This window comes from Achromobacter sp. ACM05 (assembly GCF_019218915.1).
Lineage (GTDB): Bacteria > Pseudomonadota > Gammaproteobacteria > Burkholderiales > Burkholderiaceae_B > Achromobacter > Achromobacter animicus.
This window is the reverse complement of record NZ_JAHUWQ010000003.1, coordinates 449,525-462,869: the sequence shown is the minus strand read 5'-3', so window position 1 is coordinate 462,869 and position 13,345 is coordinate 449,525. Positions and strand designations below refer to the sequence as shown.

General features: G+C 65.7%; 9 protein-coding genes. 3 read left to right on the top strand and 6 right to left on the bottom strand.

The window, feature by feature from the left end; translation table 11 throughout:
- Positions 1-540: 540 nt before the first annotated feature.
- The 3 genes from KW836_RS20590 to KW836_RS20580 all read left to right on the top strand — a co-directional run bounded on the left by KW836_RS20590 (position 541) and on the right by KW836_RS20580 (position 4,848).
- Positions 541-2,199 (top strand): ShlB/FhaC/HecB family hemolysin secretion/activation protein, encoded by a 1,659-nt coding sequence (locus tag KW836_RS20590; RefSeq protein ID WP_218344785.1) that lies wholly within the window; start codon positions 541-543, stop codon positions 2,197-2,199.
- 369 nt (positions 2,200-2,568) lie between these two features.
- Positions 2,569-4,275: a collagen-like triple helix repeat-containing protein gene (locus KW836_RS20585; RefSeq protein WP_218344605.1), complete on the top strand. Its 1,707-nt coding sequence runs from the start codon at positions 2,569-2,571 to the stop codon at positions 4,273-4,275.
- Positions 4,276-4,302: 27 nt separating this feature from the next.
- A complete protein-coding gene (locus KW836_RS20580) occupies positions 4,303-4,848 on the top strand; it encodes a MarR family winged helix-turn-helix transcriptional regulator (RefSeq protein ID WP_175138053.1) in 546 nt (181 codons plus the stop codon).
- A gap of 94 nt (positions 4,849-4,942) precedes the next feature.
- Here the strand turns inward: KW836_RS20580 and KW836_RS20575 are convergent, their stop codons facing one another.
- The 6 genes from KW836_RS20575 to KW836_RS20550 all read right to left on the bottom strand — a co-directional run bounded on the left by KW836_RS20575 (position 4,943) and on the right by KW836_RS20550 (position 13,319).
- Positions 4,943-6,634: an ABC transporter ATP-binding protein gene (locus KW836_RS20575; RefSeq protein ID WP_218344604.1), complete on the bottom strand. Its 1,692-nt coding sequence runs from the start codon at positions 6,632-6,634 to the stop codon at positions 4,943-4,945.
- The gene (locus KW836_RS20570; RefSeq protein WP_218344603.1) at positions 6,631-8,142 is read right to left on the bottom strand and encodes an ABC transporter permease; all 1,512 of its coding nucleotides are present in this window, start codon (positions 8,140-8,142) and stop codon (positions 6,631-6,633) included. Before KW836_RS20570 ends, KW836_RS20575 begins: the two co-directional genes overlap by 4 nt.
- 5 nt (positions 8,143-8,147) lie before the next feature.
- Positions 8,148-9,125 carry an ABC transporter permease gene (locus tag KW836_RS20565; protein ID WP_218344602.1) on the bottom strand — a complete coding sequence of 326 codons (978 nt, stop codon included), beginning with the start codon at positions 9,123-9,125 and terminating at the stop codon, positions 8,148-8,150.
- On the bottom strand, positions 9,122-11,359 hold the full coding sequence (locus KW836_RS20560; RefSeq protein ID WP_218344601.1) for an ABC transporter substrate-binding protein: 2,238 nt from the start codon (positions 11,357-11,359) through the stop codon (positions 9,122-9,124). Before KW836_RS20560 ends, KW836_RS20565 begins: the two co-directional genes overlap by 4 nt.
- A 179-nt stretch (positions 11,360-11,538) precedes the next feature.
- Entirely contained in the window at positions 11,539-12,219 is a 681-nt protein-coding gene (locus KW836_RS20555) for a thermonuclease family protein (protein ID WP_218344600.1), read from the bottom strand.
- An 89-nt stretch (positions 12,220-12,308) separates the two neighbouring features.
- On the bottom strand, positions 12,309-13,319 hold the full coding sequence (locus tag KW836_RS20550) for a magnesium and cobalt transport protein CorA (RefSeq protein ID WP_175126147.1): 1,011 nt from the start codon (positions 13,317-13,319) through the stop codon (positions 12,309-12,311).
- Positions 13,320-13,345 lie beyond the last annotated feature (26 nt).

Here is a 13,345-nt window from a genome sequence, read left to right as displayed (position 1 = left end):
TTGTGTGGTGACCGGCAGCGGTTATGTGCGGCCGGCGGGTAATTGCAGTGCATCTCGCAGTAATTCCCAGCCATATGAATCTCCGGGAGGGTCCACACATTTTGCGTATTTTTGATACGTGACCTCAGTTTATATATTGCCAAATCATACGCATCAGGGTTTTCACTGAATTTCGCAATGTTGCGACACACCAGTTGTAACGGATACTCCCAACTTCGAGGGAACCGTATAAAAAACACCCCAATCTCGCCTATCTTTCAACCAACGAATTAACGGGGACATCGGGACAATTGAGCGCGAGAGACATATTGCACGTCGTACAACCGCAGTTTGAAATCGATTGTCATTGTTCAGACAATACTGGCACCATATAAACGGCGTTAATCGAAACTTTTCATTACTGGTGACGCAACCCCTATTCCACTCGACACGCGATCTTTATCGGCTCGGCATTCACATGAGCAAGCAGAAATGAAAGATAAAAAAGGCACACGAGTGAAAATTCAGGGCGGGCCATTGGCCCTTGCCCTCTTTTGCCTGATGGCGACGGCCTCACCCTCCCGAGCGGAGGGACCGTTACGAGGCAATCCGGTGGATGCCCTGCCAAGGCCGGAACGTCCGCCATCGGCAAGGCAGCCGCCGCCGGTGGTCCAGACCGCCACCCCGGAGCAACTGGCCTTGCAGGCCCGGTTGGCGCAACGGATCGTGCCGCGTAACTTCGACGTCACCGGGGTGCGCGCCATTCCGTTCGAGGAAGTGTCCGCAATACTCGCCCCGCTGGCGGGCAAGGAAATCAGCCTGGGCGAACTGGTCGCTCAGGTGGACAAGATCACGCAGCTCTACCGCGACAAGGGCTATCCCCTGTCATTTGCGCTGGTGCAGAACCAGACGTTCGCAAATGGCCTGGTCGTCGTGACGGTGGTCGAAGGCTATATCGCCAATGTTCGGATCGACGGCGACATCGGCAATGCGCAGGACCGCCTTGAAGCGCTGGCCGCGCCGATGCTCGCGGAACGGCCGCTCAGCCAGATCACGCTAGAGCGCCAGCTGAACCTCATGCGTACCGTGCCAGGCGTCAGGTTCACGCCCAGCCTGGACCTGCCCCGCCGCGCAGACGGCGCCACCGAATTGTCGCTGACGGCCAGCCGCCAGCCCGTCAACCTTAGCGGCGACATTGCGGACCTGGGCACCGGCATGCAGCCCGTGGTGAATGTCACGACCAACAGCCTGACGCCATTGGGCGAACAAGTGAAGCTCACTGCGGCGGTGCCCTTCAATACCGATGACGTCAAATATGTGTCCGGCGAAATCCGGGTGCCGATCGGCGCGGATGGCCTGTCGGTCAAGGTTGACGGTTATTACTACGATGCGCGCCCGCAGGACGACGCGATCGAGCTGCTGGGTTTTGATCGGCGAGTCAAAAACGATCGTATCGGCGTCGGCGTCAGTTATCCGTTTCTGTTGAACAACCGGCGTTCGCTGACCGGCACATTGGGGGTATATGCCGCCAATTCCAAGGACCGTTACGAAGCCCGCGAATCCGACCGGTGGCTACAGCAAGACGCGCAGGTGCGCGCCGCGACGGCCGAGATGCGCTATATCCAGGTTTCAGAAACCAAAGCGACGGACGTCACGCTGACGGCCGCCAAGGGGTTTGACGCCGCAGGCGCAAAAAAGGATATCTCGACCAACTACGGTTATTCCGCGACGCCACGGCTGGATCTGGACTTCACGCGCTACAACCTGAACGCCCGGCAGACATTCGCGCTGCCCCACCAGTTCGGACTCGTGTTCTCCGGCGCGGGGCAGTATTCCAGCAATATCCTGCCCTCTTCCGAGCAGATTTCCTTTGGCAGCTGGCGGTTTGCCATGGGTTATCCGCAGGGTGAGCAAAGCGGGGATAAAGGCGTCGGCGTGTCGGCGGAAATCAATCGCCGCTTCGGCGTGGGCTGGACATACCTTTCCAGCGTGCAGCCCTACGCCTTGGTCGACTACGCGCGCACCTGGTACAACAACAAGGACCTGCAGACGCTGAATAACCGGCACCTGTCATCCGTAGCGCTGGGCGTGCGGATCACCGACGACAAGCATTATCTATTTGACTTCAACGTGGCCAAGCCGGTGGGGTCGGCCACTGTCAATAACGACCGTGACCTGCGTTTCAACGCCAATTATTCGCTCTTTTGGGACGCGCTATAACTGCCGAACCCTGCCCCGCGCGGTTGTGCCAATGGTTTAAAGACGCCCGTTTAGACGGGCGTTTTTAATGCGGGAAAGGCGCCGATGTTACGTAACGCCGGACGTAACGTCGGCCGTAACGTTACGGCCGATGACCGGCTTTCCGTAACAGTCGCAGGGTCGCCGACATCCCAAAACAGCGATTATCAGGAACCAGGGATAAACCCTTAAAACCCTGGATATGGGCCTGATAACAAAGGGGATTTTTCGGTACAGCATTACCGAAACTGGTGTTTTGCGTCGATTCTGAAAAATCTTGGCATGGTTTGTGCATCTGGAAGCGTACCGGGTTGTATCAACACCCGATTCTTCCAGCCAAAGGAGTTCGTCATGCAGATCCATTCCGAAAAGCGCCGCCTCCATCGCGTCCTCTCCGCCACCGTCCTGGCCACCGCGCTTGTAGGCGCACTGAGCGCCTGCGGAGGAAACGGCGGCAGCGGGAAGAAAACCGCAGGTCTCCCAGGAACCGATATCCCGACCAACCCCGGCGGAGGCGGCCTGGATCCCGGCGTGAACCCCGGCGGGGGCACGAACCCCGGGGGAGGCACCAACCCGGGCGGCGGTACGAACCCCGGCGGGGGCACCAACCCCGGTGGTGGCACCAACCCGGGAGGCGGCACCAATCCCGGCGGTGGCGGCACCGATCCCGGCACCAACCCGCCCCGCGTCATCGGCGTGCTGGAAACGACGCTGGGCAACACCGGCGGCGCAGTCGACAACGCCCTGCCTCTGAACCTGGACTCGACCCTTGGCGGCGTGGGCAAGGCGCTGGACCCCACCATCAAGCCGGTCGCGGACACCGTGGTCGGGCTGACGCAGCAGGTGGGCGCCACGACCGGCCTGGGCCAGCCCCTTGATGGCATCGTCAGACAGGTGGGCGGCGCGGTCAGCGACCTGGGCACGGACGTCAAGGGCGCGGGCCTGCCCGGCGGCTTGTCGGTTGGCGTGGGCGGGCTGGTGGATGGTCTGGGCAAGACAGTGGCCAGCACCGGCGGCCTGCTGCATGCGGACGCGAACAATCCCAATCCCCTGACGACGGTGCTGGGCAATGCCACCGGCGCGGTGGGCGCGCTGACCGGCCCGCTGGCTGGCCAGGGCGGTCTGCTGCAACCGATTACCCAGGTCGTCGCTGGCGTGACGGGCGGAGTGCTCAACGGGCCGACCACGCCGCTGCTCGAGCCCGCGCTGGGCAATGTCGGCAAGACCGTCGACAACGTGCTGCCGCTGGGCCTGCAGACGACACTGGCAGGCGTGGGCGGCGCGCTCGACCCCACCGCCAGCCCGTTGGCCGCCAACGTGGTGGGCCTGACTCAGCAAGTGGGCGACACGACGAAGCTGGGCGCACCGGTCGCCAACCTGTTGACCAGCCTGGGCGGCACGGTCACGAATCTGGGCGGCTCGTTGCCGGGTGCTGCACCCGGCTTGAACGGCGTGCTGCAAGGACTGGGCGGAGCCGTCGTCAGCGCAGGCGGATTGGTCCATGCCACGCCGGGCAACGCGAATCCGCTGGGTTCGACGCTGGCCAACGCCACGGGCGCGGTTGCGTCGCTGACGGGCGGCCTGGGCGGCGTGACCGGCGACGCCAATGGCGCGGGTGGCTTGCTGGCGCCCGTGACGGGACTTCTGGGCGGTGTGACGGGCGCCCTGAATGGCGCGGCGGGCGGCGCGGCGGGCGGCGGTCTGCTGGGTGGGGTGACCGGCGGACTGACCGGTGGCGCCGGCGCCACCGCCGGTGCGGGCGCCTCGGCTGGTGCAGGCGCCTCGGCCGGCACGAACGGCGGCGGCCTGCTGGGCGGGCTGTTGGGTGGCGTGAACGTCGCGGCGGGCGCGGGCGCTGGCGCGGGCGCAGGTGTCACCACCGGCGCGCCGGCCAGCTCGGGAGGATCGGGCGGAACGACGGGTGGCGCAGCCAACGGCGGCCTGCTCGGCGGTCTGCTGGTGGGGGTGACGGGCGCCACGACAGGTGGCACGACGGGCGGTGCGCCCAACGGCGGCTTGCTCGGCGGGTTGCTCGGCGGCCTGGCCGGCAAGAAGTAATCCCCCTAATCGCCAGGAAACCACATCATGCTGCAACAACAGACCTACCATCACCACGAGCCCATGACCGGCATGGTCGAGCCATCAAAGAGCAGCCGGCGGTCCGGCATGCTGGACGAGATCGGCCTGCTGCTCGGCCGGCAGTTTGCCGCCTACAACACCGCCTGCCAATCGGCCTTGGCCGAGAAGCTGGGCACGACAGTGGCGGACCTGAAGGCCCTGGAGCTGGTCATGGCGTTCGATGCCCTGCCCACGGGGCATCTGGCGCGGTTGATGGGCATCAGTTCGGGTGGCGCCACCGCGCTCATCAACCGGCTGGAAGCGGCCGGCTATGTGGAACGCGGCCGCCACCCGCTTGACCGCCGGATCATCGTCATCCGGCCGGTCGAGGCGCAGTGCCGGGTGCTCGCGCAGGAGCGGCAGTGGATCGCCGAAACCATCGCGATGACGTCATGCAACTTCGACACCGCGGACCTGGAGGCCGTGCACGGATTCCTGACGCGTTGCGGCCGCGGCGTAAAGCGCGACACGTTGGACTGGCTGGAGACAGGCAGCGCGCATCAGCCTGGGTAGGCGGCGGCAGGGCCTAAATCCTACAGCCGCTTCAACCGGATCCGGCCACATCGGCCGGATCCGGCTTCAACCCATTCACGCGGCATTAGACGGATCAATCCGCGTCAGGGGGCCCGAAGTGCAGACGCGGCACCGCGGCCAGCAGCCGGCGCGTGACCTCCTGGCGCGGCGCCAGCAACACCGATTCGGCCTGACCCAGCTCCACGATGCGGCCCTTGTCCATGACCGCGATGCGGTCCGCCAGGTATTCGACCACGCCGAAGTTGTGAGTGATGAAGAGATACGCGATGCCCAGATCGGCCTGCAATTCGCGTAGCAGATCCAGAATCTGCGCCTGTACCGACACATCCAGCGCCGACGTGGGCTCGTCGCAGATCAGCACCTTGGGTTCGACCGCCAGCGCGCGCGCAATGGCGATGCGCTGGCGCTGTCCGCCCGAGAATTCATGCGGATAGCGCGTCAGCGTGTTGGCGGGCAGCCCGACGCGCTCGATGAGCTGCGCGGCGTGCTTTTCGCGGTCCTGCCGGCTCATGCCGCGCTTGAGCGACGCCAGTCCCTCGTCCAGGATCTCGCCGATGCGCATGCGCGGATCCAGCGATGCGTACGGGTCCTGGAACACGATCTGGATGTCCTGCCGCAGCCGCTGCAACTGGCGGCGGTCGGCGGTCAGCAGGTCCTGGCCTTGCAGCATGGCGCGGCCCGAGATGCGCGCGCCGTCGATCAGCCGCAGCAAGGCCTTGCCGGTGGTGGTCTTGCCGCAGCCGGATTCGCCCAGCAGCGCCAGCGTTTCCCCCGCGCGCAGCGTGAAGGTCACGCCGTCCACGGCCTTGACCCACGACACGATGCGGCGCAGCGGCCCCTTGCGTACCGGGTAATGGACTTTCAGATCCTGCACATCCAGCACCACGCCTGCCGTGCGATCCGGCCCGGCCTGCTGGCGCTGCTGCGCGGCCACGGCGCGGCCCTGGTCGGTCAGCGGCACGCCACGCTTATCGAAGGTGGGGATCGCTTCGAAGAGCTGCTTGGCATACGGATGGCGCGGCGCGCGGAAGAATTCCTCAGCGCTGGCGCTTTCGACGATCTCGCCGCTGCGCATCAATGCGACGTGATGCGCCACATTCTTGACCACGGCCAGGTCGTGCGTGATCAAGAGGACGGCCATGCCCATTTCCTGCTGGATGCTGGCCAGAAGGTCCAGCACCTGCGCCTGCACCGTCACGTCCAGCGCGGTGGTCGGCTCGTCGGCGATCAGAAGAACGGGCTCGGCCGCCAGCGCGATGGCGATCATGACGCGCTGCTTCTGGCCACCGGAAAACTGGAACGGATAGTCGTCGATGCGGCGGTCGGGATCGGGAATGCCGACCCGGCGCAGCCAGTCGATGGCCCGCGCGCGCGCTGCGGCTCCGCGCAGCGGCGTGTGCGCGGTCAGCGTCTCGATGATCTGGTCGCCCACCCGCATGACCGGGTTCAGGCTGGTGGACGGTTCCTGGAAGATGATGCCGATGCGCCCGCCGCGCACGCCGCGCATGGCGCTTTCCGGCAGGCGGTTCAGGTCTTCGCCGTCCAGGTCGATCTGCCCGCCCACGATGCGTCCGGCGTCCGGCAGCAGCCGCAACAGCGCCAGCGCGGTCATGCTCTTGCCGCAGCCCGATTCGCCCACCAGCGCGAAGGTCTCGCGCTGCGAGATCGCCAGTTGCAGGCGCTTGACCGCGTGCGTCATGCCGCTTTCGCCCGCGACGTCGACGTCCAGGCCGTTTACGGTCAGCAAGGGAGTGTCGTAGCTCATGGCGCCTCTCCGGTCTTGGAGGCGCGGCCGTCCGCCGCCAGCATGGCTTCCGGACGGCGGCCAAGAAAGCCCAGGCGCGCCAGGCGGCTGGGCTTGTAGCGGCGCGTGCGCGGGTCGAAGGCGTCGCGCACCGCGTCCGCGAACAGATTGGCGGCCAGCACCAGCGCCAGCATGAAGAGGAAAGCGGTCATCAGGTTCCACCAGATCATGGGATCGCGCGACATTTCCAGCCGCGCGCCGTCGATCATCGAGCCGAACGAATTCATGCTGGGATCCACGCCGATGCCCAGGTAGGACAGCACGGCCTCGTAAAGCACCAGACCCGAGAATTCCAGCACCACGGTGATCAGCACCAGGTGCGCCACGTTGGGCAGCAGGTGGCGCGTCATGATGCGCCAGTGCGACACGCCGAAGGCGCGCGCGGCCTGCACGTATTCCAGCTCGCGCAGCTTGAGCGTTTCGGCGCGCAGCAAGCGGCACAGCCCCGCCCAGCCGGTCAGCCCCAGGATCATGCACAACAGGAACAGCCGCAGGTCGGCGCGTGCCGCCGAGGTGTCGAACAGGTCGGAATGGTTGTCGATGTACACCTGCATCATCAGCGCGCAGGCGGCCACCAGCAGCACGCCGGGAATCGAGGTGATGGTGGTGTACAGGTACTGGATGGCGTCGTCGACCTTGCCCTTGAAATACCCGGCCGCGATGCCGAAAATGATCGCCGGCGGCAGCATCGCCAGCGTGGTGAGGCTGCCGATGACGAGCGCGGTGCGGATGCTTTTCAGCGCCTGCCACAGCACGTCGTTGCCGATGCGGTCGGTGCCCAGCGCGTGATAGCCGGTGGACAGCCCCGCCAGCGCCCCCACCGTCAGGCACAACAGGGCGAAAGTGATCGTCATGGCGCGCCAGGGAATGTCGGCGCGGCCGGCCAGCAATTCCTCGGCGGCATGGGACGCCGAACCGGTGGCGCGCGTCAGGCAGACAAACAGCAGGACCGCGCCGGCCAACGCAACGGCCAGCCCCGCGGCCAGTCCCCATCCCAGCCGCATCGCGATATCGCCGCCGCGCTCTTTCTCGGGATCGGTCAGGTGCAGCGCCGCCCCGCGCAGCCGAGGAAAATCGCGCACCGGCTTATCGTCGACCAGCATGGTCTCTTTGGTGAACTGATGCGCGGCCAGCGGCTCGGAATAGGTTTTTTCGGGGCGCGTGAGCACGGTGCCGGCCAACAGGCCGTCCAGCGCGGACCGCACCGCGGGCGCATAGACCGGCGGGGCGTCGGCGGCGGCGCCCGGTGCGGGCGGCAGCAGCGGACGGTAGTGGACGGAATCCAGCAGGCCGACCACCGAAAAGGCAACCAGGATGACGGCCGAACACATGGCGGGCGTATCGCGCGCGACACGCGCCCAAGTGGCGCGCAGGTTCGGACTGCGGCGCACGTGCCAGACGTAGGCCAGCGCGCCTGCCACCATCAGCCACAGCGCGATATCGGTCCAGAGAAAGACGAACTTGGGCATGGCGGCTACTCGAAACGCACGCGGGGATCGGCCAGCGTGTAGGAAATGTCGGCCAGGATCAGCCCCACGATGTAAAGCGCGGCGCCCAGGAACACCATCGCGCGCACGATGGAGAAGTCCTGGGCATTGATGGCGTCGATGGTGTAGCTGCCCAGCCCCGGAATGCCGAAGAACGATTCGGCGATCAGGCTGCCCATGAAGAGCAGCGGCAGCGCGGCGACCGTGCTGGTCAGGATGGGCAGCATGGCGTTGCGCAGCACGTGGCGGAACAGCACGACGCGTTCGGCCAGGCCCTTTGAGCGCGCGGTACGCACGTAATCCTTGCCGATCTCTTCAAGAAACAGGGTGCGGTAGAAGCGCGCTTCGGGCCCCAGCCGCGACACGATCGCCACCAGCACCGGCAGCGCCAGGAACTTGATCACGTCCAGTCCGCCCGAATAGCCCGAGAACGGCACCAGCCGCAGCAGCTTCGCGAACAGCCACTGCCCCGCGATGATGTAGAACAGGCTTGATATCGACAGCAGCATCACGCACAGCACAACGCCCCAGAAGTCCAGCCGCGTGGCGCGGAAATACACCAGCGTCAGCGAGAACACGATGCTGGCGAACAACCCCAGAAAGAACGTGGGCACCGCCAGCGCCAGGCTGGGCCCCATGCGCGTCTTGATCTCGCGGCCGATGTCGCGGCCGCCATCCGACGCGCCAAAATCCATCACCAGCAGCGGCACCGAACGCCGGTAGAACACCGTGTCCGTGAGTTGCGCCGTGCCCTGGGCCTCGACATTGAAAAACAGCGGCTTGTCGTAGCCGCGTTCGGCCTTCCATTTCTCGACCGCGTCCTGGCTGACGCGCTGGCCGCCGATGGCCAGCCGCGCCATGTCGTCGGGCGTGTTCACCGCGAAGAACAGGATGAAGGTAAAGAGATTGACGCCGATCAGAATCAGCACGCCGTACAACAGCCGGCGGATGACATAGCCGATCATGATTGATGCTCCTTGCGTTCGGGCGGCACAAACGCCGTCTGGCGTTCACGCCGCTTGAGCGCCGCATACGAAGGCCAGATCGCCAGCGCCAGCAGCAGGATGAAGACGCCGACGGGCCACCAGATGGGCGAATTCCATTCGTCGATCTTCTGCTGCCGCAGTGCCGGGTCGATCTTCATGTACTGCAGCGTGTTGCGCACCATCTGCGTGGGCTTGGCGTTGCCGACCCACTGCTGATAGGCCCCGCCCGACATCGGGAAGTAGCCGAACATCCATGGCGCATCGCGCTGGACGACGGCGATCATATCGGCGATCAGCGCGGCCTTCTCGGGGCCGTCATCCAGGAATTTCATCTGCTCGAACAGCTTGTCGAACTCGGGGCTGGCATAGTTGGCCGCGTTTTCACCGCCGCCCTTGGCTTTGGCATTGGGGCCATACAGCAGGAAGAGGAAGTTCTCGGCGTCGGGGTAATCGGCATTCCAGCCCCACAGGAAGATCTGCGCGGCGCCGCGCAACATCTTGTCCTGGAAGCGGTTGTAGTCGGTGGCCCGCACGTCGAGCTGCACGCCGATCTTGGCCAGCTGGCGCCGCATCCAGTCGGACTGCGGGTTGGAGCCGCCGCCGGACATGGAATCGAAGTACAGCACCAGCGGCGCGCCCGTCTGCGCGTTGCGGCCGTCCGGGTAGCCGGCCTCGGCCAGCAGCCGCTTGGCCACGTCGATGGATTTGCGCACGGGCTTGCCGTCCACCAGGTCATACACGACGGGATTGATGCCTTCGGGCGGATCGCGGTAGCCCAGCACGCCAGGCGGCACCGGGCCATAGGCCACAGACGCCTGGCTGTTCTCGAACACCGCCACGTACTCTTCCCAGTCGAAGGCGATACTGATGGCCTGGCGCAGCTTGCGGTTGCGTTCCTGCTGCTCGGGCGTGTCGCCCTTGCCCACCACCGGATCCAGCCAGTTGAAACCCATGTACCAGTTGGCGGTCTCGACCGTGGTCGGCAGCTTGATGCCGTGTTCCTGATACTTGCGCGCCTTGTCCTGGCTGTCGCCGGCCGCCACCAGCATGGCCACGCCGTATTCGCCGCGCTCGATCTGCGGCACGTCGTAATAGCCCTGCATGAACTTGCCGGTCAGCGGAATGGCTTCCTTTTCGACGCTGAACTCGGCGCGGTCGATGAAGGGCGTGGGCTTGCCGCAGTCGGCCAGAAGACCCGCGGCCTTGTCGCCGGGTTCGCCTTCGCAGGGATAGGGTTCGCCGTGGTAATTGGGATTGCGGCCCAGCACGTGGCGGCGGTTCTGCAGCGATTCGACCAGCATGTACGGGCCGGTGCCCACCGGCCAGGTGTTCAGCGACAGGTCGTGGGCGGCCATGCCGGGCTGGTTGTAGAACCGGTCCGCTTCCCAGGGGATGGGCGCGGTGAAGGTCATGGCCAGCCAATACTTGAACTGCGGATACTTGCCGTCGACGCGGATCCGCAGCGTGTGGGCATCCAGCGCCTCGACGCCTTTGAAGCCGTCGTCCTCGCGCAGGTCCAGCCAGGGCGACGCGCCCGCGCCGCCGGGCACGTCGCGCCGCAGGTCCTGGTCGCGCTTGCGCAACCGGTCGCCGTAGTCTTTGAGGCCCTGCACGTGTTCGGCCATCAGCGAATAGATGGGCGACACCACGCGCGGACTGGCCAGGCGCCGGAACGCATAGACGTAGTCGTCGGCGGTGAGCTCGCGGGTGCCCGTCAGCGGGAAATCGGGAATGTAGAACTTGTCGTCGAGTTCGCCGGGCGCCAGCGGAAAGTAGGCGTAGCTGCCGTCCGGCTTGCGGGCGAAGGCCGGATGCGGCGCGAAGCGGATGCCCGGCCGGATCTTGATGTCGTAGATGCTTTGCGCGATCTGGTCGCCCGGCGCGTCCGCAGGCAGCGTGTTGCCGTCCTTGTCCAGGTACACCGGCGGATCGATCGACGCGGCCGCGCGCGGGATCAGCTCGTAAGGCCGCTTCAGGTAGTGATACCCGTACAGCGGCTCATAGATGTTGTAGGTATATGGCGTTTCGTCGCCGGAATAGGAACTGGCCGGGTCCAGGTACTTCGGAGAGCGTTTGACGAACGCGGAATACAGCGTGTTCTGGCTTTCGGCGCCGGATGGATAGGGGCTGTTGATGGGGCTTTCTTGCGAGCAGCCCGCCAACGCCAGCGACAGCAGCATGGCCGACGCCCAGAGCCGCTTCAGTACACCCATGGAAACCTTCCCTTCGTTTCGTAGCGACAGAGGATAGCAAAAGGGGGGCCGGGGAAATACCCCGGCATGCCCTTAGAGGCGCTACGGGCGGATCGGGCGGGAGCGCGACGGGGTGCCGGCCGGGCGGCTGGATGGCGGCGAGAAACCCGGAGGGCGGCGAAGCATCCCGAGGGCGGCGCTCAGTTGCACTGGCGCTGGCGCCAGCAGTCGTAGCGCCATTTCCAGGGCTGCATGGGGTCCGGCCTCGCCCACAGCCCGCGGCCCGCCGCCTTGGCCTGGCGCTGCAGATCCGGCATGGCCTTGTCGCGCAGGTAATCGCCCTTGCGTGCCGTGTAGGCCCAGGCGTAGCCGGCCTCGACCTGCACGCGGTTGGCGGAGCGGCCATCGTCCAGAATCAGCGCGCAGACATCGCGCCCATATTGGTCTTGCTCGTAGCACTGCGCCGTGAGCGTCTTGCCGGCCACCAGTCCGGCCAGATGCTTGCGCGCCGCTTCGGCGTCTGGCTGGCCGGGCTGATCCGTGCCATGGCCCTCTTCCGGCGCGTCGATGCTGTCCATCCGGATGCGCCGCTGCCCGTCGGGCGCCCGCAGCGTCACGGTATCGCCGTCCGCCACATTCACGATCGTGCCCGTCAACGTGTAGCTTCCTTGCGGCACACCGCCCGCAGGCGCCGTGGCGGACGGTTTACCGCCCGCCGGCGCTGTCCCCGAGGGCTTGCCGGTTGCCGTCGGCCCCGGGCGCTGCGGCGCGGAAACCTGCGGCGAAAGCCAGTTCACGATGGCACCCGCCGCCGCCAGAACCAGGGCGACGACAAGGGCGGTCAGCTTGCTGCCGCCGCGAAAGGGGGATTTGCCACGCACCGGCGGAACTCCAGAGGGAAAACGACAGCGAGTTTGCCACAAGGGAGCTCGCTGTAGACGCCTGGTTGATGTCGTCTGACACCCCGGGATTACAACCAGCCCGACTTCCGGAACCGCCAATACAGCACCGAACACACGGACGCGATGACGCCCAGCGTGACCGGATAGCCCCATGGGGATTTCAGTTCCGGCATGAACTCGAAGTTCATGCCATAAATGCCGGCGATCGCGGTGGGCACGGCCAGGATGGCGGCCCAGGACGCAAGTTTGCGGGTGGTGTCGTTCTGCGCCGCCTGCCCGATCATCAGGCTGGCTTCAAAGGCGAACGCCAGCGACTCGCGCAGCGAATTGAAAAGCTCATCCACGCGCAGCACGCGATCCGCCACTTCGCCAAAGTAAGGCCGCGCATGTTCGTCAACCGCGGACATTTCGACGCGCGCCAGCCGGCGGCAGATCTCGGCCAGCGGCGATACCACGGTATGGATGCGCAAGAGATCCCGCCGCTGCCGGTACAGCCTGCGGATGTCCGAGTCCTTGGCGCCTCGGATCAGCAGCTTCTGTTCGGCGCCTTCGACGACGCTTTCGATCTTGACGGCCGCCGCCACGTAGCGGTCCACCAGCCAGTCCAGCAGCTCGGACGCCACATAATCGCTGCCGCGCTTGAGCAGGTCGGGCGAGGCTTCCAGGCGCTCGCGCAGCGGGCTGTGCCCGGCGGTGGCGCCGCGCCGCACGGTGACCAGGAAGCCGTCGCCGATGAGGAACTGCGTCTCGCCGAAGATGGGACGCTCCGCTTCGACTTCGACCGTCACGGCGACGATGAGAATCATGTTGCCGTAGTCGATGATCTTGGGACGCCGGTGGGCTTCCAGCATCTCTTCCTGGTTCTTGTCGCACGCGCCAAGCTCGCGCGACACCTTGGCAAGCGTCTCCGGACTGGGGTTGCGCAACCCGATCCACAGCATGCTCTGGCCCTGACGCTGGGCAACGTACTGGCCGGCCTCTTCGATAGGGACCTCGCGGTCCCGCCGTCCGTTCACGTAGGCGATCGATGCCACGACTTCGCCCTTGGGCGCGTCGGCGGCTTGCTCTTCAGTAGACATAGACATCCTCGGACAAATCGATCCCT